Origin of the sequence: Pseudomonas sp. P7759 (assembly GCF_013386445.1) — a bacterium.
Taxonomy (GTDB): domain Bacteria; phylum Pseudomonadota; class Gammaproteobacteria; order Pseudomonadales; family Pseudomonadaceae; genus Aquipseudomonas; species Aquipseudomonas azotoformans_A.
Map to the genome: position 1 here is coordinate 421017 of NZ_JACART010000003.1, position 20434 is coordinate 441450.

21 protein-coding genes are annotated in these 20434 nt (G+C 59.9%); 17 read left to right on the forward strand and 4 right to left on the reverse strand.

The window, feature by feature from the left end; all coding sequences use genetic code 11:
* Positions 1-75: 75 nt before the first annotated feature.
* The 14 genes from HX823_RS02745 to HX823_RS02810 all read left to right on the forward strand — a co-directional run bounded on the left by HX823_RS02745 (position 76) and on the right by HX823_RS02810 (position 11702).
* Positions 76-825 carry an electron transfer flavoprotein subunit beta/FixA family protein gene (locus tag HX823_RS02745; RefSeq protein ID WP_017138339.1) on the forward strand — a complete coding sequence of 250 codons (750 nt, stop codon included), beginning with the start codon at positions 76-78 and terminating at the stop codon, positions 823-825.
* A gap of 2 nt (positions 826-827) precedes the next feature.
* On the forward strand, positions 828-1757 hold the full coding sequence (locus HX823_RS02750) for an electron transfer flavoprotein subunit alpha/FixB family protein (RefSeq protein ID WP_028617554.1): 930 nt from the start codon (positions 828-830) through the stop codon (positions 1755-1757).
* Between the two features lie 70 nt (positions 1758-1827).
* Positions 1828-2643, forward strand: a complete 816-nt coding sequence (locus HX823_RS02755) for an ABC transporter substrate-binding protein (RefSeq protein ID WP_033901245.1) — start codon at positions 1828-1830, stop codon at positions 2641-2643.
* 9 nt (positions 2644-2652) lie between these two features.
* Complete coding sequence (locus HX823_RS02760) at positions 2653-3015, forward strand: DUF4398 domain-containing protein (protein WP_016980006.1); 363 nt, start codon at positions 2653-2655, stop codon at positions 3013-3015.
* The gene (locus tag HX823_RS02765) at positions 3012-3827 is read left to right on the forward strand and encodes an OmpA family protein (RefSeq protein ID WP_177074067.1); all 816 of its coding nucleotides are present in this window, start codon (positions 3012-3014) and stop codon (positions 3825-3827) included. Before HX823_RS02760 ends, HX823_RS02765 begins: the two co-directional genes overlap by 4 nt.
* Before the next feature lie 251 nt (positions 3828-4078).
* On the forward strand, positions 4079-5518 hold the full coding sequence (locus HX823_RS02770) for a PLP-dependent aminotransferase family protein (protein WP_015885400.1): 1440 nt from the start codon (positions 4079-4081) through the stop codon (positions 5516-5518).
* Between the two features lie 104 nt (positions 5519-5622).
* Complete coding sequence (locus tag HX823_RS02775) at positions 5623-6108, forward strand: hypothetical protein (protein ID WP_038847062.1); 486 nt, start codon at positions 5623-5625, stop codon at positions 6106-6108.
* 162 nt (positions 6109-6270) lie between these two features.
* Positions 6271-6525, forward strand: coding sequence for a YkgJ family cysteine cluster protein (locus HX823_RS02780; RefSeq protein ID WP_016979374.1), 255 nt, complete (start codon positions 6271-6273; stop codon positions 6523-6525).
* A gap of 54 nt (positions 6526-6579) precedes the next feature.
* Positions 6580-7185, forward strand: coding sequence for an START domain-containing protein (locus HX823_RS02785; protein WP_033901241.1), 606 nt, complete (start codon positions 6580-6582; stop codon positions 7183-7185).
* A gap of 103 nt (positions 7186-7288) precedes the next feature.
* Entirely contained in the window at positions 7289-7525 is a 237-nt protein-coding gene (locus HX823_RS02790; protein WP_025999984.1) for a hypothetical protein, read from the forward strand.
* Positions 7526-7737: 212 nt separating this feature from the next.
* Positions 7738-8079 (forward strand): ribonuclease E inhibitor RraB, encoded by a 342-nt coding sequence (locus tag HX823_RS02795; RefSeq protein WP_010208429.1) that lies wholly within the window; start codon positions 7738-7740, stop codon positions 8077-8079.
* A gap of 458 nt (positions 8080-8537) precedes the next feature.
* Positions 8538-9947, forward strand: coding sequence for a circularly permuted type 2 ATP-grasp protein (locus HX823_RS02800; RefSeq protein ID WP_177074068.1), 1410 nt, complete (start codon positions 8538-8540; stop codon positions 9945-9947).
* 4 nt (positions 9948-9951) lie between these two features.
* Complete coding sequence (locus HX823_RS02805) at positions 9952-10902, forward strand: alpha-E domain-containing protein (protein WP_016979378.1); 951 nt, start codon at positions 9952-9954, stop codon at positions 10900-10902.
* Positions 10899-11702 carry a transglutaminase family protein gene (locus tag HX823_RS02810; protein WP_177074069.1) on the forward strand — a complete coding sequence of 268 codons (804 nt, stop codon included), beginning with the start codon at positions 10899-10901 and terminating at the stop codon, positions 11700-11702. The genes HX823_RS02805 and HX823_RS02810 overlap by 4 nt, the downstream gene beginning before the upstream one ends.
* Positions 11703-11746: 44 nt before the next feature.
* On the opposite strand, the gene HX823_RS02815 is transcribed toward HX823_RS02810, so the two are convergent.
* Complete coding sequence (locus tag HX823_RS02815; protein WP_177074070.1) at positions 11747-12553, reverse strand: cytochrome c; 807 nt, start codon at positions 12551-12553, stop codon at positions 11747-11749.
* A 647-nt stretch (positions 12554-13200) separates the two neighbouring features.
* Between HX823_RS02815 and HX823_RS02820 the strand changes: the two genes are divergently transcribed.
* From HX823_RS02820 to HX823_RS02830, 3 genes are all read left to right on the forward strand, one after another.
* Positions 13201-14406 carry an acetyl-CoA C-acetyltransferase gene (locus HX823_RS02820; protein ID WP_177074071.1) on the forward strand — a complete coding sequence of 402 codons (1206 nt, stop codon included), beginning with the start codon at positions 13201-13203 and terminating at the stop codon, positions 14404-14406.
* Between the two features lie 16 nt (positions 14407-14422).
* Positions 14423-16570 carry a 3-hydroxyacyl-CoA dehydrogenase NAD-binding domain-containing protein gene (locus HX823_RS02825; protein WP_177074072.1) on the forward strand — a complete coding sequence of 716 codons (2148 nt, stop codon included), beginning with the start codon at positions 14423-14425 and terminating at the stop codon, positions 16568-16570.
* Between the two features lie 83 nt (positions 16571-16653).
* Positions 16654-17379, forward strand: a complete 726-nt coding sequence (locus HX823_RS02830; RefSeq protein ID WP_177074073.1) for an amidotransferase — start codon at positions 16654-16656, stop codon at positions 17377-17379.
* Here the strand turns inward: HX823_RS02830 and HX823_RS02835 are convergent.
* The 3 genes from HX823_RS02835 to HX823_RS02845 all read right to left on the reverse strand — a co-directional run bounded on the left by HX823_RS02835 (position 17376) and on the right by HX823_RS02845 (position 20106).
* Positions 17376-18347, reverse strand: coding sequence for a magnesium and cobalt transport protein CorA (locus HX823_RS02835; protein WP_016979227.1), 972 nt, complete (start codon positions 18345-18347; stop codon positions 17376-17378). The genes HX823_RS02830 and HX823_RS02835 overlap by 4 nt on opposite strands.
* Before the next feature lie 131 nt (positions 18348-18478).
* Positions 18479-19201 carry a 1-acylglycerol-3-phosphate O-acyltransferase gene (locus HX823_RS02840; protein WP_177074179.1) on the reverse strand — a complete coding sequence of 241 codons (723 nt, stop codon included), beginning with the start codon at positions 19199-19201 and terminating at the stop codon, positions 18479-18481.
* 212 nt (positions 19202-19413) lie between these two features.
* A complete protein-coding gene (locus HX823_RS02845; protein ID WP_015885385.1) occupies positions 19414-20106 on the reverse strand; it encodes a crotonase/enoyl-CoA hydratase family protein in 693 nt (230 codons plus the stop codon).
* Between the last annotated feature and the right edge of the window lie 328 nt (positions 20107-20434).

Consider the following 20434-nt stretch of genomic DNA (forward strand, 5'->3'; position numbering starts at 1 on the left):
CTTGTGTGCCGATGAGCATCAACCGCCAGGTTCGCCTAGGCGACTTTCTTTTCACCGGAGAGTAACGAGGAATCCATGAAGGTTCTTGTAGCTGTCAAACGCGTTGTCGATTACAACGTGAAAGTTCGCGTCAAGGCGGACAATTCCGGCGTCGACCTTGCTAACGTCAAGATGTCGATGAACCCTTTCTGCGAAATCGCTGTGGAAGAAGCCGTCCGCCTGAAAGAGAAAGGCGTGGCGACTGAAATCGTCGTGGTTTCCATCGGCCCTACCACTGCTCAAGAGCAGCTGCGTACCGCCCTGGCACTGGGTGCCGACCGCGCCATCCTGGTCGAGTCCGCTGAAGACCTGACCTCCCTGGCCGTGGCCAAGCTGCTCAAAGCCGTTGTCGACAAGGAACAGCCTCAGCTGGTGATCCTCGGCAAACAGGCCATCGACAGCGACAACAACCAGACTGGCCAGATGCTGGCTGCACTGACCGGTTACGGCCAGGGCACCTTCGCCTCCAAAGTCGAAGTGAGCGGCGACAGCGTCGCTGTGACCCGTGAAATCGACGGCGGCGCGCAGACCGTTTCCCTGAAACTGCCGGCCATCGTCACCACCGACCTGCGTTTGAACGAGCCGCGCTACGCGTCCCTGCCAAACATCATGAAAGCCAAGAAGAAGCCGCTTGAGTCGGTCACTCCTGAAGCTTTGGGCGTTTCCACCGCCTCCACCAACAAGACCGTCAAGGTTGAAGCACCGGCTGCACGCAGCGCGGGCATCAAGGTCAAGTCGGTGGCCGAACTGGTCGAGAAACTGAAAAACGAAGCGAAGGTGATCTGATCATGACTATCCTCGTAATCGCCGAACACGATAACAAGGTGCTGGCCCCGGCCACCCTGAACACCGTGGCTGCCGCTGCTAAAATCGGTGGAGACATTCACGTACTGGTTGCCGGCCAGGGCGCTGGCGCCGTGGCTGAAGCCGCTGCGAAAATCGCGGGCGTGAGCAAAGTCCTGAACGCTGACAATGCCGCCTACGCGCATCAGTTGCCAGAAAACGTTGCGCCGCTGGTAGCTGAGTTGGGCGCTGGCTACAGCCACATCCTGGCTGCTGCTACCTCCAACGGCAAAAACATCCTGCCACGCGTTGCCGCGCAGCTGGACGTTGACCAGATCTCCGAGATCATTTCGGTTGAAAGCGCCGACACCTTCAAGCGCCCAATCTACGCCGGTAACGCCATCGCTACCGTACAGTCCAACGCTTCGGTCAAAGTCATCACCGTGCGTGCTACCGGTTTCGACCCGGTTGCCGCCGAAGGTGGTTCGGCTGCCGTTGAAGCCGTTGCGGCTGCCCACGACGCTGGCACTTCCAGCTTCGTAGGCGAAGAGCTGGCCAAGTCGGATCGTCCTGAGCTGACCGCTGCCAAGATCGTCGTGTCTGGCGGGCGTGGCATGCAGAACGGTGACAACTTCAAGCACCTGTACGCCCTGGCCGACAAGCTGGGCGCTGCGGTCGGCGCTTCCCGCGCGGCCGTCGACGCAGGTTTCGTACCCAACGATATGCAGGTCGGCCAGACCGGCAAGATCGTTGCGCCACAGCTGTACATCGCCGTCGGTATCTCCGGCGCGATCCAGCACTTGGCCGGTATGAAAGACTCCAAAGTGATCGTTGCGATCAACAAGGACGAAGAAGCGCCGATCTTCCAGGTGGCTGATTACGGCCTAGTGGCGGACTTGTTCGAAGCCGTCCCTGAGCTGGAGAAGCTGGTCTAAACCAGCGGCTTCACTTATAAAGAGCCCGGTCCTTGTGACCGGGCTTTTTTTTGACTTGGAGACACACGCCATGGAATTGCGCCCTTGGGCGGTACTGCTGGGCCTCACATTGCTGCCGACGCTGTCGCTGGCCGCCGGCAAATGCGATCGCCTGGTGATCACCGGCAGCCCGGATGCGCCGCCGTTGCTCTGGCGCGACCCGCAAGACCCCACGCACCTGATCGGCGCCACCGCCGATGTGTTGCAACAAGTGGGCAAGGACCTCGGCTTGAAAATCGACCTGCTCTACGGTGGTAAGCGCTCCCTGGCCCTGGAGGAAGTGCGCAGCGGGCGCATGGACATCCTCGCCGACGCACCGCTGAACCTGGGTGAGCTGGAAACCCTCGATTACATCCACCCGGCGCTGGTGCAGCTCGACTACCTGGTGTGGACGCGCAAGGACTCGGCGCTGGCCTATGCCACAGCCGCCGACCTGCACGGGCACAAAGGCGCGGTGTCAGAGCGCGCGCGTTTGAGCGCGGCCTTCGAGACCTTCGCCGGTGAGCAACTGAGCCTGCAACGCCTGCCGTCGCTGACGCCAGCGTTCCAGAAACTGCTGCTGGGTGAAGTCGACTACGTGCTGGCCGGGCGTTATTCCGGCATGGCCATGGCGCAGACCCTGGGCATGAGCAACGACCTGATGGCCCGCGATATCCCCATCGACCAGCCGGGCCTGTACCTGGCGATTTCCCACAACTCGGCCTGCAATGATCCGTGGCTACGCGGACAGCTGGCCAAAAAGATGACAGAATTGCCCGCGTCCGGTGTGGCGCAAGCTGCGTTGCAGAGCAATCTGGAGCGCTGGAAAGCGCAATTGCAGCAACCCGTCGGCACCCCAACAAAGTAGGGATTTTCAGTGACTCTTCGACCTCTTTTCGCGGCCCTCGCCGTTGTCGCTCTGGCGGGATGTGCAGCCGATCCTGCGCCGAATGAACAAATGCGCCTCACCCAGCAAGCCCTGGAGCAAGCCAGTGCCGTGGGGGCCAACGCGGATGAATCGCCCGAATTGAAACTGGCCGAAGCCAAGTTCGCCCGGGCCAAGTCGAGCATGGCCGACCAATCCTACAAAAACGCCCGTATGCGTTTCGAACAAGCCGAACTGGATGCACGCCTGGCTGAAGCCCAAGTGCTGACCCGCAAGAGCCAGGAGCAGTTGAACGTGCTCAACGCCCGTATCACTCGTCTGCGCAAGCAGTTGCAGTTGGGGGAAGCCCAATGAACCCGATGCTCCGCAGTTTGAGCTGTGCGGTACTGTTGGGCACCGCCGTGTTGGGCGGTTGCGCCAGCCATCCCGACGGCGAGCAGGCCTTGCAACAGGCGGGCAACGACTTCCAGCAGGTCAAGGAAGACGCCAACGTGTTGCGCTTTGCGCCCAAGGACGTGATCCGTGCCGGTGAATCCCTGGCCCGCGCCGACCGCTTGTCCAGCTACTGGGGCAGCGGCGCCGACGTGGTGCATTACGCCTACCTGAGCCAACGCTACAGTGCGATTGCTCGCGAACACACCGAGCAGGGGCTCAATGAAGAACGCCGCGTCAAGCTCGAACTGGAGCGCCAGCGCCTGCAATTGGCCCTGCGTGAAAACAAGCTGATCAGCGTGCAGCAGCAGGGCAAGTGGCTTGAAGAACAGATCGCCAGCCTGGCCACTACCCAGACCGATCGCGGCCTGGTGATGACCCTGGGCGATGTGCTGTTCGATACCGGTGAAGCAGAGCTGAAAAACTCGGCCAACCGCACGGTGCTGAAAATCGTACAGTTCCTGCAACTCAACCCCAAGCGCGTGGTGCGTATCGAGGGTTACGCCGACAATACCGGCGGCGAGCGCGAAAACCTCAAACTGTCCCGTGATCGCGCGCAGTCGGTGGCGGATGTGCTGGTCGACCTGGGGATCGACGAAAAACGCATCCAGGTTGAAGGGTATGGCGACCAATACCCGGTGGAAGCCAATGCGTCAGAGCGGGGCAGGGCGCAGAACCGTCGCGTGGAAATTGTGTTCTCGGATGAGAAAGGTCAATTGGGTGCCGCGCGCTAAGCGCCTGACACAGATCAAACTGTGGGAGCGGGCTTGCTCGCGAAGGCGATGTACCAGTCAGTACTTCATTGGCTGATACACCGCCTTCGCGAGCAAGCCCGCTCCCACATTTGTTTGGTGTAGACCCTCACAGTTTTTGCTGTCACTCCAGCGCGCGCTCGACTATTGTGGCAACTGTCCCCGTACACTTCTAAACTGTGCCGGTATGTTTCACACAAAAATAAAATACCCGTGAAATCGAGTGCTGCGTCATGACCAATCTGTTGCTTTACCAACGTATCGCCCAGCAACTGGCTGAGGATATCCGGCGCGGTGTCTATCAACCGGGCGAGCGCGTGCCTTCGGTGCGCAAGATGAGTTCGCAGTTGAACGTGAGCCACGCCACGGTGTTGCAGGCCTACGCCAACCTGGAAGACCAGGGCCTGATCCGGGCGCGGCCGCAGTCCGGCTATTACGTGCACCAGACGCCAGCGCTCACCGCGCCGACGCCGGATATTGCACGGGTTGAGCGTCCGGGGTTGGTCACCCGCAGCAGCATCATCCAGCAGGTATTGGGCGAGTCGCGCCGCGAAGGGGTGTTCCCGCTGGGGGCCGCCGTGCCGAGCGTGGACTACTTGCCGGTACGCGCGCTGCATCAGCAACTGGCCAAAGTCACGCGCTTCCAGAGCCCACGGGCATTCAGCTATATGTTCAGCCCCGGTTTCGAACCGCTGCGCCGCCAGGTGGCGATCCGCATGCGCGATGCGGGCGTGGTGGTGGACCCTTCCGAAGTGGTGATCACCCACGGTTGCGTCGATGCCTTGCAGATGTCGCTGCGCGTGCTGACGCGGCCGGGCGACCTGATTGCCGCAGAGTCACCGACCTATTACGGCTTGCTGCAACTGGCCGATCTGTTAGGCCTTAAAGTCATCGAGATCCCCAGCGATCCGTCCACCGGCATGAGCCTGGAAGCCCTGCAACTGGCGGCCAACCAATGGTCGATCAAGGCGTTGGTATTGACCACGCGCCTGAGTAACCCGCTGGGCGGCACCATGCCCGAAGAACGGCAGAAACAGTTGCTGCGCCTGGCGTCGGACTTCGATATCCAGATTGTCGAGGACGATATCTACGGCGAGCTGATGTTCGAATTGGGCCGCACCAAGGCCCTGAAGGCCTATGACCGCCTGGATCGGGTGATCTACTGTTCCAGTTTTTCCAAGACGCTGTCCCCCGGCGTGCGCATCGGCTGGATGATCGCCGGCAAGTACCAGCAGGAAATCCAGCGCTTGCAGATGTTCAGTACCCACTCCGCCTGCAGCGTCACGCAGATGGGTGTCGCCGCGTACCTGGAAAACGGCGGTTATGATCGGCACCTGCGTTACATCCGCCAGGAGTACCGCAAGAACCTCAGCGCCTTCCAGCTGGCGGTGCAGCAATATTTCCCGGAAGGCACCCAGATGACGCGTCCGACCGGCGGCTTCATCCTGTGGGTCAGTTTGCCCGGACGGGTCAATACCCAGGAACTGCACGTACGTGCACTGCAACAGGGCATCAGCATTGCGCCGGGGCTGATCTTCAGTAATACCGAGCAATTCAACCACTGCATCCGCCTCAACTGCGGTACACCGTGGAACCGCGAGGCAGAGCGGGCGCTGATGACCTTGGGGATGCTGGCGAGCCAGCTCTGCCAGGAAACCGCCGCCGGACTGTGACGCTCAGAAAGGGGACAAATCCTATAGCAAGCTAATCACCGCGCTTGTCATGCCGCGCACAACAAGCGAGCATATGGCCCTCTGCCGTTAATGCTGTAGGCAATATGACTTCGATTGTTCGCGCGGTTTTGGTGATTGGCTTGTTAAGCCTTTGCAATGTCGGCACAGCGCTGGCGGCAGCCCCTGTGAGCGAAACGAAGCCCGCCGCCAGTACTGAGCAGAAGTCCCCCGCGAAAAAACCAGCCCCCGTGAAACAAGCGCCAGCGGTGAAAAAAACCACCGCCGCCGCCAAGAAACGTGCGGCCAGTAAGTCCAAGGCGTCTCGCGAAGTGACGCAGACGCAATTGCCACCGGCGCAGTTGGACCTGTCGCTGCCGTCGGACATGGTCAGGCACTTGCAGCCTATCGGCACCATGCCCAAACCCAAAAGTGTGCCCCTGTTGCCACCGATGTTCGGCGAGAAGCCCACCGACAACAGCGCGTTCCAGATCAACGGCCGCTTGCTCAGCAATGAAATGAAGCTGCAGTTGCGCAATGAAGAACGGCGCGAAGTGGAAGGTGCAGCGTTGGAATTCGAATTCAAGCAGTAAACTTTTCCTACAAAGGTGACGTCGACCGCCGACCATGTGTCGGAGACTGGTCAGTCATTTTTGTTTTCTGCGAAAAACCCCTGTTAGACCATTTTAAAACGGCTGTTTTAGGGCGTACTCTAGCTCGGCCATCCACATTGAGTCGTCGAGGACCTGCTGGTCATGAATTGCCGTGAAGGCTGTGGCGCATGCTGCATCGCCCCCTCCATCAGTTCGCCATTACCCGGAATGCCACAGGGCAAACCGGCGGGTGTTCGCTGTGTGCACCTGTCGGTCGAACTGCTATGCCAGATTTTCGGCCAACCGGAGCGACCGGCGGTGTGCAGTGATTTCAAGGCGGATCTCGAGGTCTGCGGCACCGACCAGGCCGATGCGATCCGCTTGATCGGCTGGTGGGAGCAGATGACGGCGGCTTGATGGGCTTTACTATCGGAACTTTTTTTCGGAACTTCGACAATAAGGAATACAACAATGGGTTCGCTGAAACGAATGGCTGTGGTGTGCGGGTTTACGGTGTTGTTTGCTGCCACTGCCCAGGCTGAGGATTGGCAAGTCGCCAAGGACGAAGACGGTATCAAGGTGTCCCTGAGCGAAATTGCCGGCTCCAAATACAAGGCGTATCGCGGTGTGACCGTGATCAAGGCGCCAGTAGCCAAAATCGTCGCACTCCAGGAAGACGTCGCCGGTGCCTGTGCCTGGATCCACGAGTGCAAGTCCCAGAAGCTGGTCGACAAAAAAGGCGACGAGAGCTGGACCTATACCCAATTCAAAGCCCCGTTCCCTGTGACGGATCGTGATTCCTACCTGCACATCACCACCACCAAGGCGGCCGACGGCACACTGACCCGTAAGCTGGAAGGCGTGCCGACCTACAAGCCTGAAGAAAAAGGCTACGTACGTGTCGCCCAAGTGGACGGTTTCTGGAAACTGGTGCCTAAGGGCGACAACCAGACCGAAGTCACCTATCAGGTGCACACCGAGCCAGGCGGCAGCGTGCCCTCGTGGCTGGCCAACAAGTTCGTGGTGGACGCGCCGTTCAACACCTTGAAAGCCTTGAAAGAACACGCTGAGAAGTAAGCGCAGCTGATCAGGTGTCTCCTACCTTGGGTGGAACGTTTGCCGAGCCCCCAAGGTCCAGATAAAGGTAAGCCCACACACGGGTTTTATCGAGGAGGCACCGATGCAAAAGTGGCAGATTACCTTCGTTGATGATCACGGCGTGAAGTCCGTCGAGCAGTTCACCTGCGAGCAGAAGCCCAGCCTCGAAGATGCGGCACACATGATTCGCAACAAGCTGGTGCCCGTTGCCGCCGAGCTGGACCTCAATGACCTTGAGGGCCGCAAGCCCGAGCCTACGGTCAAGATCCTCAAAGACCAGAACAGTATCCAGATCCTCGACATCTCTCCCGCCGCCTGAACATTCCCTGTCCACCCTTCAAGCACCTCTGGTGGAGGTGATAGCTTCGCGCTACTCTGCAAGTGAGATCAGCGAATGAATCGCTAGTTCTGGTCTTGTCAGCTACATGCTTGTTTTCCAGCGGTGATGTTGTTGCCGTAGTTCCCACGCCAGTAAGGCGTGGGCTTCGGGAAGCACGGAAAGTCTATCCATCAATTCGAGGAGCACTTTTCATGAGCACAGCCTATCAAGAAGACATCAGCACCAACGTTCTGCGCCGCATGAAAGAAGGCGGTTTCGACTTCTCGCGTTTCCACCCCATCGAGTTCTACGCCATTTTCCCGGATGAGGAACGGGCGCGCCGGGCTGCGGGTGAGTTTCGTGGGGAATCCCTGAATGCCCAGGTCAGTGCGCGCGACGATGGCGCCTGGTACCTGGAGCTGAGCAAGATCATGTCCGCTACCTACGACGGCATTGGAGACTTCGAGCAAGACTTTGGGGCGGTGGTCGAGCCGCTGGGCGGGATCATCGAGGGATGGGGCGTGAAGCAGGAGGTGCGTGGGTTACCCATGTAGCAGCTTGAAGTATGAGAAACGCAGCGTATCGGCTGACCTTTGGGTCGGCCGATTTTGTTTGTGCTGTGAGAAATTTTACGGAACTAGTCCTGCACTTTTTTGCACCAAAAAAAAAGCCACCCATTGAGGGTGGCCTAAAGGGAAGACCGGGAGCACGGTCGGTACACGATTCACTACATTACCGACGGTTTGAAGGCTTTAGCTGTAGGACGAGTCCTGTTCAGCAGATGGGGCCGATTATCCGCAGGCTTGGCCGGGCAGTGAAATCAACTCTGACTATGCTGTTGATAGTCAAAGCCCGCATTGCGATGAAGCGTCGGGCCATGCACCGGGCATTCTGCGCACCAGGACGGTGCGGCTGGATTCTGGTTGTAATTCAACTCACTGATTTTTAAGTGTTTATGCCGCTGGCACGGGCCTTGCGATGGTTCTAGCGCCCGGGTGACAAGGAGTTCGGCATGATCCGCACTTATTACGATGAAATGTACGATGGGGCAGGCCAGGTCAGGCCTCATTACCGCGAGTTCGCCCGTTGGTTGGCCGAAACCCCTGCTGAATTGCTGGCCCAGCGCCGGCGTGAAGCCGATTTGCTGTTTCACCGCGCCGGGATCACCTTCACGCTCTACGGTGACGAGCAGGGTACGGAACGGTTGATTCCCTTCGATACCATCCCGCGCAGCATCCCTGCCAGCGAATGGCGGATTGTCGAGCGCGGCTGTATCCAGCGGGTCAAGGCGCTGAACATGTTTCTCGCCGACCTGTACCACGAACAACGCATCATCAAGGCCGGAATCATCCCCGCTGAACAGGTGCTGGCCAACGAGCAATACCAGTTGGCGATGCAGGGGCTGGACCTGCACCGTGATCTCTATTCCCACATCTCCGGGGTCGACCTCGTACGCGACGGTGACGGCACGTACTACGTGCTGGAAGACAACCTGCGTACACCGAGCGGCGTCAGCTACATGCTCGAAGACCGCAAGATGATGATGCGCCTGTTCCCTGAACTGTTCGCCGCCCAGCGTATCGCGCCCATCGATCACTATCCCAACTTGCTGCTCGACACCTTGAAAAGCTCCAGCCCCCTGGATAACCCGAGCGTGGTTGTACTGACGCCAGGTCGCTTCAACAGTGCGTTCTTCGAGCACGCGTTCCTGGCCCGCGAAATGGGCGTGGAACTGGTGGAGGGCGCCGACCTGTTCGTGCGCGATGACCGCGTCTTCATGCGCACCACCGACGGGCCCAAGGCCGTTGACGTGATCTACCGTCGCCTGGATGACGCGTTCCTCGACCCGTTGGCCTTCAACCCCGAATCCATGCTTGGTGTGCCGGGACTGCTCGCGGCTTATCGCTCCGGCAATGTGGTATTGGCCAATGCCATCGGCACCGGTGTAGCGGATGACAAGTCGGTGTACCCCTTCGTCACCGAGATGATCCGTTTTTACCTGGATGAAGAACCTATCCTGAAGAATGTTCCGACCTTCCAGTGCCGTAAGCCCGACGAACTGTCCCACGTGCTGGCCAATCTGCCCGACCTGGTGGTGAAGGAAACCCAGGGTTCGGGCGGCTACGGCATGCTGGTCGGCCCCGCGTCCACAGCGGCGGAAATCGAAGCCTTCCGCGCCCGTATCAAGGCCAAGCCCCACGCCTATATCGCCCAGCCGACCCTGTGTTTATCCACCTGCCCGACCTTTGTCGAAAACGGCATTGCGCCGCGTCATATCGACCTGCGTCCGTTCGTGTTGTCCGGCAAGGAAACCCGTGTGGTCCCCGGCGGCTTGACCCGCGTGGCGTTGCGCGAAGGCTCGCTGGTGGTCAACTCGTCTCAGGGCGGCGGCACCAAAGACACCTGGGTGGTGGAGGACTGATGCCATGTTGAGTCGAACTGCCTCGGACCTGTACTGGATGTCGCGCTACCTGGAACGTGCGGAAAACCTCGCACGCATGCTCGATGTCAGCTATTCGCTGTCGCTGATGCCCCAGGACGGGCGCGGCGATGGCCTGCACGAACTGGCCATGCCGCTGTTGATCACCGGCACCCTGGAGGATTACCACGAACGCCACGGCGAACTGCACGCCGAGCGCTTGTTGCACTTCTTTGCGCTGGATGCTGCCAACCCGGCCAGCATCTACAGTTGTCTCGGCGCTGCGCGGGCCAGCGCCCATGCGGTGCGTGGGCGAATTACCGCCGACATGTGGGAAAACATCAACGCCACCTGGCTGGATATTCGCGATATCGCCCAGCAGGGCTTGAGCCGCTATGGCATGAGCCGGTTCTGCGAGTGGGTCAAAGAGCGTTCCCATCTGTTTCGCGGCGCCACCTACGGCACCATCATGCGTAACGATGCATTCCGCTTCATTCGCCTGGGCACGTTTATCGAGCGTGCCGACAACACACTGCGCCTGCTGGACGCCCGCTATGAAATGGCCGGCGATCGCGCCGAAGCCGTCACCGATGGCACCGCCCATGCCTACTATCAGTGGAGCGCCTTATTGCGTGCGCTGTCGTCGTTCGAGGCCTACACCGAGATCTATCGCGATGCCCCTGGCGCACGGCAAGTGGCGGAGTTGCTGCTGTTGCGCGCCGATGTACCGCGCTCACTGCGTGCCTGCAGCGAAGAGATCGACCAGATCCTCGCCAGCCTGCCGGGCCTCAACGGTCGACCGGCCCAGCGCCTGGCCGCCGAGATGGACGCGCGCCTGCGCTTTACCGCCATCGATGAAATCCTCGAGGAAGGCCTGCACGCCTGGCTGACCGACTTTATCCCCTTGGTCCGCCAGTTGGGCGACGCCATCTACAGTTCCTACCTGGAGGCGGCATGAGACTCTCCATCAGCCACGAAACCACCTACCACTACGAAGACCAGGTGCGTGCCAGCATCCAGTACCTGCGCCTGACGCCCCACGACAGCGAACGCCAGCACGTACTCAGTTGGCAACTCGACCTGCCGCGTCCGGTTCGCGCCCAAGTGGACCCGTTCGGCAACATCCTGCATGTGCTGACCCTGGATGAACCCCACGACGCCATCATCATCGGCGCCCGTGGCCAGGTGGACATTGACGAGTTGCGCGAGGCCGAACATGAGCACCAATCGGCGTTCCCGTTCCTGCGTTGCACCCGCCTGACCGAACCCGACGAAGCCCTGCGCGACTTTGCCGACCAGAAGTGCCACCAACGCCGTGACCGCACCGCGCTGATCGACCTGATGCACGCGCTCAACCAGGCGATGGTCTACACGCCAGGCGCCACCGAAGTCGACACCTGCGCCGCCCAGGCTTTCGCCGGTCGTGCGGGCGTGTGCCAGGACCACACCCACGCGTTCCTGGCCTGCGCGCGCAGCCTGGGGATTCCGGCGCGGTATGTGTCAGGGTATTTGTACTCGGAGGACAGCACGCACCTGGCCAGCCACGCTTGGGCTGAAGCCTGGCTGGATGACGCGTGGTACAGCTTTGATGTGACCAACCAGCTTGCGCGGCCGGAGCGGCATTTGAAGCTGGCGGTGGGGTTGGATTACCTGGATGCCTGCCCGGTGCGCGGGATGCGGCGTGGCGGTGGGCATGAGCAGATGCATGCCAAGGTGTTCGTGGCGCCAACGCCGGTGATCTCCGTCCAGCAGCAATGACCTTGTGGCGAGCCCGCTCGCCACAAGGGTTCCTCACCCGATGTTTAAGGTTGCTGCTTACGCCCCGCCATATGCTTCAAATACCCCACCAACAAATCCAGCTCGCCGTCCGGCAATACACTGGCAGCAAACGCCGGCATCTTCGCCTGCGGCCAATGCCGCAAGCTTTGCGGGTCACGGATATAACGCTTGAGGAAATCACCACCGAAATACTCGGTGGGGTTATACGGAATGTTCAAATCCGGCCCCACCTGCGCATCGCCGGCGCCATTGAGGCGATGGCAAGCCAGACAGTTTTTCTGGAACAGCACAAAGCCTTGGTTGATCGGGTCATTGGCTGCCAGCTTTGGGTCCGGCAACAGTGCGGGAAAGCGCTCGGCAACCGTCTTCAACTGTTTGATCCCGGAGATCTGGAACGGCCACTGCTCAGGGCTGATGTGCCCGGCTTGCGGGTCGGTCCACACCAGGTAGAAGGGCCCTGCACTCGGTTTGCCTTCCGCCAGCGCAGGCCATGGCTGGGCAGGATCTTCCACCGCCAGCCAGGCGCGTGAACCGTGGATTTCCAGCAGCGGCGCAGCAGTGAGTTCGGCAGCGAAACCATCCAGGGCAACGGCCTGCAAGTGGCTTTCAGGTTTCAGTCCCGGTAGGAGCGCGGCCAAGGGCACTGCGCGATAACTCATGGTGCGCTTGTAGGAAACGTCATCGACGATCTGCACCGTTTGCGCCTGCGGATGCTTGAGCAGGTCAGCGGTCTGCCACGTCTGGTGGGTATGGTCGAGTTCGATGGTCAATTGTGCTGCCGAAGCGGGAAGCGCGATCAGCAAGGCGAGGAGGGCGAAGATCGATTTCAAGAGGCAGGCCCGGTGTGAAGTGGCAATAACGCTCACGATACCGGAAATCGGTGCGCAAAAAGACAGCCCCTGCAGGACCGCTATGCGCAATGTCCCGGCAGGTGCTGCCAAAAGCTGCAAACCCGGTGCTGTGAAGGCACGGAATGTGGGCGTTGAGGGGTCACCCAATGACCTTGGTCAAGTTGGGCAAGATCAGAATCAGTGTGGTGGCGAACAGAATGAGTCCCGCCTGACGTACTTTCGAATGTTTGAACATGGCTGACTGCCTTTTGTTGTTATTCCTGAGCGTCAAATGCGTGCCGGTTTTATTTCAGTATGGCGAGATGACGTGTCGCTTTTCTTACAGCCGCTCCAGCAAAACCCGGCAGTGGCTTCCTACTGATTCAACCTTAGAGCCCTCGTTCTTCGTGGCTTAGACTCATTTCATATCAGCTAATAAGCATTTCAGCTTAAAAAGGCATGAGGCATATCGCCATCTTGGCGCCAATGCCTTGGCTAGACAGCTAAAACGATTAACCCGGCGTTTAGCTTAGGAGACTACCGTTCGTCCGAGCGAGGGGGTCAAAAGCAATGAGCGCATCCGTCATTGAAACCGTGTCAATCGGGCCTAAGGTAAAGGCACACATGCACAGCGGTTCGAGGACGTCATGACCCAAGCTTTGATCTTTGATGCGATACGCACGCCCCGTGGCAAAGGCAAGGCCGACGGTGCCTTGCACAGCGTCAAGCCGGTGAACCTGGTGGCCGGCCTGCTCACGGCGCTGGCCCGGCGCAGCGACCTCGACACCCATCAAGTGGACGACATCGTGCTCGGCTGCGTAACGCCGATAGGCGACCAGGGTGCCGACATCGCCAAGACCGCCGCCTTGGTCGCGGACTGGGACATCAGCGTCGCCGGTGTGCAGATCAACCGCTTCTGCGCCTCAGGCCTGGAAGCCGTCAACCTGGGCGCGATGAAGGTGCGTTCCGGCTTCGAAGACCTGGTGGTGGTCGGTGGCGTTGAGTCCATGTCCCGTGTGCCCATGGGCAGTGACGGTGGCGCGTGGGTGCTCGATCCGCAGACCAATATGCACAGCCACTTCACTCCCCAGGGCATCGGCGCGGACCTGATTGCCACCCTGGAAGGTTTTACCCGTGAAGACGTCGACACTTTCGCCCTACATTCCCAACAGAAAGCGGCGAGGGCTCGGGCGGACGGTTCCTTCAATAAATCGCTGATCGCGGTGCAGGACCAGAACGGCATAGTGCTGCTGGACCATGACGAATTTATTCGCGGCGACTCGACCCTGGAAGGCTTGGGCAAGCTTAAGCCCAGCTTCGAAATGATGGGGCAAATGGGCTTCGACGCCACAGCATTGCGGGTCTACAGCCATGTGGAGCGCATTCACCATGTGCACACACCGGGCAACAGCTCCGGCATCGTCGATGGTGCCGCGTTGATGTTGATCGGCTCTGAGGCCAAGGGCCGCGAGCTGGGCCTGCAACCCCGTGCACGTATCGTCGCCACGGCGGTCACCAGCACCGATCCGACCATCATGCTCACCGGCCCCGCGCCCGCCACGCGCAAGGCCCTGGCCAAGGCCGGGTTGCGCGTCGAAGACATCGACCTGTTCGAAGTCAACGAAGCCTTTGCCTCCGTGGTGCTCAAGTTCATCAAGGACATGGGCATCGACGCGGCGCGGGTCAACGTGAATGGCGGCTCCATCGCCATGGGCCACCCGTTGGGCGCCACCGGTTGCGCCATCCTCGGCACCTTGCTCGACGAACTGGAAGTGCGCCAGCGGCGCTACGGCCTGGCCACCCTGTGTGTCGGCGGTGGCATGGGCATCGCCACCATTATCGAACGCCTCTGAGCCCAAGGAATCAGTCATGACCCAAGCCATTCGTTACGAAAAAGGCCAGGACGGCATCGTGGTGCTGACCCTCGACATGCCCGGCCAGAGCGCCAACACCATGAACGGCGCTTACCGCGAGGCCATGGCGGCCACGGTGCAGCGCCTGGAAGCGGAAAAGGATGACCTTGCGGGCGTGGTGATCACCTCGGCCAAGAAGACATTTTTTGCCGGCGGCGACCTCAATGAATTGATCCAGGTCGACAAGGCCCACGCCCAGGATTTCTACGACGGCGTACTGGTACTGAAAGCGCAACTGCGTCGCCTGGAAACTCTTGGCAAACCCGTGGTCGCCGCGATTAATGGTGCGGCGCTGGGGGGCGGCTGGGAGATTTGCCTGGCGTGTCATTACCGTGTGGCGCTGGACGACAAATCGGTGCAGCTGGGCCTGCCGGAAGTCACCTTGGGTCTGCTGCCGGGCGGCGGCGGGGTGGTGCGTATGGTGCGCATGCTCGGGCTGGAAAAGGCTTTGCCGTATCTGCTGGAAGGCAAGAAAGTACGGCCGCAACAGGCGTTACTGGCCGGGCTGGTGAATGAGCTGGCGACGGATCGCGATGAGCTGCTGGCCAAGTCCCGCGCTTGGATCCTGGCCAATCCGGACGCCAAGCAACCGTGGGATAACAAGGGCTACCAGATCCCCGGCGGTACACCGTCGAGTCCAAAAGTTGCGCAGATGTTGGCGATTGCGCCTTCGATTTTGCGCAGTAAGACCCAGGGCTGTTTCCCCGCGCCGGAGAAAATCCTCTGCGCCGCCGTCGAAGGCGCCCAAGTGGATTTCGACACCGCGCACTTGATCGAAACCCGTTATTTCACCGAACTGGTGACGGGGCAGGTGGCGAAGAACATGATCGGCACCTTCTGGTTCCAGCTCAATGAGATCAACGCAGGCCGTTCGCGGCCGCAAGGTTTCGCACCCTATGTCACGCGCAAGGTCGGCGTGCTCGGTGCAGGCATGATGGGCGCAGGCATCGCCTACGTCAGCGCCAGTGCCGGTATCGACGTGGTACTCAAGGACATCAACCTGGCGGCCGCCGAGAAGGGCAAGGCGCATTCCGCGGCGTTGCTGGACAAGAAAGTCAGCCGTGGGCAATTGACCGCCGAACAGCGGGAAACCACCTTGGCGCGAATTCTTCCTACGGCCAGCGATGACGACCTTGCCGGGTGCGACCTGATCATCGAAGCGGTGTTCGAAGACCGCGAACTCAAGGCAAAGGTCTCAGCCGCCGCGCAACACGTGGTCGGCGCCGACGCTGTGATTGCCTCCAACACTTCCACCTTGCCCATCAGCGGCCTGGCCACGGCGGTGCCGGATCAAGCCAAGTTCATCGGTCTGCACTTCTTCAGCCCGGTGGACAAGATGCCTCTGGTGGAAATCATCAAGGGAGCGCGTACCAGCGACGAAACCCTGGCCCGTGGTTTCGATTTCGTCCTGCAAATCAAGAAAACCCCGATTGTGGTCAACGACAGCCGTGGCTTCTTCACTTCGCGGGTGTTTGGCACCTTTACCAACGAAGGCATCGCCATGCTGGGTGAGGGCGTGGCCGCGCCGATGATCGAGACTGAGGCGCGCAAGGCCGGCATGCCGGTGGGGCCGCTGGCGGTATCGGATGAAGTGTCCCTCAGCCTGATGAGCCATATCAGGCAGCAGACGGCCAAGGATCTGCAGGCGGAAGGCAAGGCTGTGCCGACACATCCGGCGACAGCGGTCATCGATCTGTTGGTCAACGAATACAAGCGCGTGGGCAAGGCGGCGGGAGGCGGTTTCTATGAATATCCCAATAGCGGGCAGAAATACCTGTGGCCAGAGCTGAAAAGCCGCTTTGAACGGCCCGACCAACGTATCTCTCCCCAGGATGTGCGCGACCGTCTGCTGTTTATCCAGGCCATCGAGACCGTGCGTTGTGTGGAGGAGGGCGTATTGATGTCCACGGCGGACGCGAACGTGGGGTCGATCTTCGGCATTGGTTTTGCGGCCTGGAGCGGCGGCGCGTTGCAGTTCATCAACCAATATGGGCTGAACGACTTCATTGCCCGCGCCCGCTACCTGGCCGAGCAATATGGCGAACGCTTCGCGCCACCGGCGTTACTGCTCGAAAAAGCGGCGCAAGGTGACACGTTCAGGTGATTAAAGGGGGCTTGCCTTGAAGGGGTATTTCAAGGCAGGCTCTGGGGTGTGCAATATTCCCATCACCGTGTCAGGTATTTTTTATGTCGCTACGCGTCTGTATCCTGGAAACCGATATCCTGCGTCCAGGCTTGATCGATCAATACCAAGGGTACGGGCAGATGTTCAAGCGCCTGTTCGCCAAGCAGCCCATTCCCGCCGAGTTTGTCGTGTACAACGTGGTGAACGGCGAATACCCGCCGGACGATGAAGTATTCGATGCCTACCTGGTGACCGGCAGCAAGGCCGACTCCTTTGGCACCGACCCGTGGATCCAGACCCTCAAGACCTACCTGCTCGAACGTTACGAGCGCGGCGACAAGCTGCTCGGCATCTGCTTCGGTCACCAACTGCTGGCGCTGTTGCTCGGCGGCAAGACCGAACGCGCCGGCCAGGGCTGGGGCATGGGCATCCACGACTACAAGCTCGATGCCAAGACGCCGTGGATGAGCCCGGAAGTGGAAGAACTGACGCTACTGATCAGTCACCAGGACCAGGTGACCACACTGCCGGAGAATGCCACGGTCATCGCCTCCAGCGCCTTTTGCCCGTTCGCCGCGTACCACATCGGCGATCAGGTGCTGTGCTTCCAGGGGCACCCGGAATTTATCCACGACTATTCCCGCGAGTTGCTGGAGATTCTTCAGACGACGTTGGGCGAAAAAGTCTACACAAGCGGTGTGGCCAGCCTTGAGCGAGACCACCACGGCGCCACCGTGGCGGAGTGGATGATGCGTTTCGTCGCGCACAAGCCCGAGGCCCAGGTTTAAAGCCAGCCCGAACGCTTGAAACTGGCCCACAGGCTGGTGCAACCCACCGCAATAAACCCGAGCACCGCAAAGTAGCCGTAGTGCCATTGCAGCTCGGGCATGTTCTGGAAGTTCATCCCGTAAATCCCTGCCACCGCCGTGGGGAACGCCAGGATCGCCGCCCATGCGGCGAACTTGCGCTGCACCACACTCTGGCGCGACGCCTCCAGCAGCACACCGATCTCTATGGTCTGGCTGGCGATGTCGCGCAGGGTGGTCAGGTCTTCCATCTGCCGCGTCACGTGGATCTGCACATCACGGAAGTACGGGCGCATGTTCTTGTCGATAAACGGAAAGCTGAGCTTCTGTAGCTCCTGGCTGATCTCCACCATCGGCGCCACGTAACGCTTGAGCCGTAATACGTCGCGACGCAGGCCGTGAATCTTCTGGATATCCCGCTCGCTCAACGAACTGCACAGCACATTACGCTCCAGCTCATCGATCTCGGCATGGATCGCTTCGCTCACCGGCTGGTAGTTCTCGGTGACGAAATCCAGCAGCGCATAGAGTACGAAATCTTCCCCATGCTCCAGCAACAGTGGCCGCGCCTCACAGCGCTGGCGCACAAAGCCGTAGGACGCTGAGTGACCGTTGCGTGCAGTAATGATGTAGCCGTTGCCGGCGAAGATATGCGTCTCGATAAACTCCAGCTTGCCGTTCTCGCGCACCGGTGAATAGGTGACGATAAACAGCGCATCGCCGAAGGTTTCCAGCTTGGGGCGGCTGTGTTTTTCCAGGGCGTCTTCGATGGCCAATTCATGCAGGTTGAACTGGCGTTGCAGGTTGGCCAGTTCCTGGGCGTCGGGCTCTTCCAGGCCGATCCACACAAAGTGGTCGGGTTTGGCGGCCCAGGCCGCGCCTTCATCGAGGGTGATATCCGTGACTTTCTTACCGGCGCTATAAACGGCGGCCGCAACAACTCTACCCATGGTGCTGATCGCTTCTTATTGGGAGGACAGGTGTTGGGCAGCTTAGCTTGAATGGCGTTCCGTCGTAGCGGCAAGCTTTTTGTGGTGAGCGAGCTTGCTCGTGCTGGGGTGCGAAGCGCCCCCGACAATCTTCAGCTAGCCCGCAACTCGCGGTCCATCTGCGCGATGCATTCATCCATCTGCGCATGACACGCCTGCATCAACGCCGGTATGTCATCCGCAGTCATCCCAGTGGTAGGAATCGGCGGCAACGACCGTATGAGCACATCCCCACTGTTCCAGCGATTGAGCTGCATGTGAGTGACGTAATTGCTCACACACACCTGCACAATCGGCACACCGGCCGCAATCGCCATGTGGAACGCGCCTTTCTTGAACGGCAGCAAACCCCTGCCCAGATTGCGCGTGCCTTCCGGGAACACCCAGATCGACGTGTCTTCGTGCTGCAAAGTGTGCGTCGTGGTGAGCATCGCGCGGCGCGCCTTGTGCGCATTGCCTCGGTCGATCAGCACGTTGCCCGCCAGCCAGAACAACTGGCCGAACAGCGGCACCCATTTCAGGCTTTTCTTGGCGATACACACGGTGCGGTAAGGCACCACGTTGCCGAACACAAACAGGTCATAGTTGGACTGGTGATTGGCGATGATCACGCAGGTGCCAGGCTTGTTGCGCAGCGAGTCCACATCGGCTTTCACGTTCAGGCGCAGAATCCACATGGCCGGTAGCGCATAGAGACGAGCACACAGGCGGCTGTTGTCCGGATTGAATGGCCGACACAGACCGACCAGCACGCCCAGTACACCGGCGAGCATAAAGTGCAGGCCCATCAACAACATACGCAGCAAAAAAAGCATCGACACGGCCTATCCGGACAAAAGGTGGCGCAGTGTACGGATGTGCACTGTATTCGGCAATTACCCCTGTAGAGGTAGGAGATAGCCGATGTTTAAGCGCATGTTTCGATATCTACCGGCACGGGCAGGCTAGAGCGGCTAAAGAGGATTCGGATTTGTTTGTAAGAAAAAGCCCGACTCAAGGTCGGGCTCTGGTGTATCAGGCGTAGGGCTTAGCTCAGGATATGTCCCTGGTCCTGGATGATTGCATCGTCCAGGGCTTCCAGCAGCTCTTTACGCACCTTCAACTTGGTGTGCTTGTGGGCATTCATGTTCAGCTTCTTCAACTGACGCGCCGCCTCCAGCGCCGCCGCATGCAATTCCTCCGGTGCTACCACCTTGTCGAGGAAGCCGGCTTGTAACGCGCCTTGCGGGTCAAACATCTCGGCATTGATCACCGAACGATGGAAGGCCGACTTACGCAGACGATCCCGCGCCAGCTCGATCCCGGCGTGGTGCATGGTCATGCCTATCGCCACCTCGTTCAGGCCAATGCTGAACGGGCCTTCCACACCAATCCGATAATCCGCCGACAACAGCAGGAACGCACCCTTGGCCACCGCATGCCCAGGGCACGCCACAATCACCGGGAATGGGTGCGACAACAGACGACGCGCCAAGGTCGAACCGGACGTCACCAGACCGATTGCCTCTTTAGGGCCGGCGGTCATCACCTTCAAATCATAACCCCCCGACAGAATCCCCGGCGTGCCGGTGATTACCACCACCGCCCGGTCCTTCTCGGCCTGATCCAGCGCTTCATTAAAGGCACTGACCACCGCCGGAGAAATGGCATTCACCTTGCCGTTGCTCAAGGTCAGGGTCGCGATACCGTCTTCGAGGTGGTAGGCAATCAACTCACTCATGACGCGGTTCCTTGTAGGATTTGTTATAGAAGGCTTGTTAATAGCAGTGCATGCGCAGACGTTACCCACCACGCCCGCCCCGGTAAAGCGCCGTGACTGACTGCCCAGTCAGACTTTTCCCGCACACAGGCGTTGGGAAAGCCTAGAGCAGGGCGCAATCGCCGCCCCAGACGCACACCGCCGATGCCTGAGAATGGCACAATCACCGCCCCTTGCCGGGCGTGGATCGGCATAACCGGCTAACCGCATGAAAATTCTGAAAAAAACCTTTGCCATCAGAAAGGCTTTCGACTACATTAGCGCGCCTCGACAGACTGAACTGGTTTGA

Excerpts from the sequence above, each read along its gene's own strand:
- HX823_RS02745 (WP_017138339.1), top strand. The coding sequence starts at position 76 with ATGAAGGTTCTTGTAGCTGTCAAACGCGTTGTCGATTACAACGTGAAA.
- HX823_RS02750 (WP_028617554.1), top strand. The coding sequence starts at position 828 with ATGACTATCCTCGTAATCGCCGAACACGATAACAAGGTGCTGGCCCCG.
- HX823_RS02755 (WP_033901245.1), top strand. The coding sequence starts at position 1,828 with ATGGAATTGCGCCCTTGGGCGGTACTGCTGGGCCTCACATTGCTGCCG.
- HX823_RS02765 (WP_177074067.1), top strand. The coding sequence starts at position 3,012 with ATGAACCCGATGCTCCGCAGTTTGAGCTGTGCGGTACTGTTGGGCACC.
- HX823_RS02770 (WP_015885400.1), top strand. The coding sequence starts at position 4,079 with ATGACCAATCTGTTGCTTTACCAACGTATCGCCCAGCAACTGGCTGAG.
- HX823_RS02775 (WP_038847062.1), top strand. The coding sequence starts at position 5,623 with ATGACTTCGATTGTTCGCGCGGTTTTGGTGATTGGCTTGTTAAGCCTT.
- HX823_RS02780 (WP_016979374.1), top strand. The coding sequence starts at position 6,271 with ATGAATTGCCGTGAAGGCTGTGGCGCATGCTGCATCGCCCCCTCCATC.
- HX823_RS02785 (WP_033901241.1), top strand. The coding sequence starts at position 6,580 with ATGGGTTCGCTGAAACGAATGGCTGTGGTGTGCGGGTTTACGGTGTTG.
- HX823_RS02790 (WP_025999984.1), top strand. The coding sequence starts at position 7,289 with ATGCAAAAGTGGCAGATTACCTTCGTTGATGATCACGGCGTGAAGTCC.
- HX823_RS02795 (WP_010208429.1), top strand. The coding sequence starts at position 7,738 with ATGAGCACAGCCTATCAAGAAGACATCAGCACCAACGTTCTGCGCCGC.
- HX823_RS02800 (WP_177074068.1), top strand. The coding sequence starts at position 8,538 with ATGATCCGCACTTATTACGATGAAATGTACGATGGGGCAGGCCAGGTC.
- HX823_RS02805 (WP_016979378.1), top strand. The coding sequence starts at position 9,952 with ATGTTGAGTCGAACTGCCTCGGACCTGTACTGGATGTCGCGCTACCTG.
- HX823_RS02810 (WP_177074069.1), top strand. The coding sequence starts at position 10,899 with ATGAGACTCTCCATCAGCCACGAAACCACCTACCACTACGAAGACCAG.
- HX823_RS02820 (WP_177074071.1), top strand. The coding sequence starts at position 13,201 with ATGACCCAAGCTTTGATCTTTGATGCGATACGCACGCCCCGTGGCAAA.
- HX823_RS02825 (WP_177074072.1), top strand. The coding sequence starts at position 14,423 with ATGACCCAAGCCATTCGTTACGAAAAAGGCCAGGACGGCATCGTGGTG.
- HX823_RS02830 (WP_177074073.1), top strand. The coding sequence starts at position 16,654 with ATGTCGCTACGCGTCTGTATCCTGGAAACCGATATCCTGCGTCCAGGC.
- HX823_RS02835 (WP_016979227.1), bottom strand. The coding sequence starts at position 18,347 with ATGGGTAGAGTTGTTGCGGCCGCCGTTTATAGCGCCGGTAAGAAAGTC.
- HX823_RS02840 (WP_177074179.1), bottom strand. The coding sequence starts at position 19,201 with ATGCTTTTTTTGCTGCGTATGTTGTTGATGGGCCTGCACTTTATGCTC.
- HX823_RS02845 (WP_015885385.1), bottom strand. The coding sequence starts at position 20,106 with ATGAGTGAGTTGATTGCCTACCACCTCGAAGACGGTATCGCGACCCTG.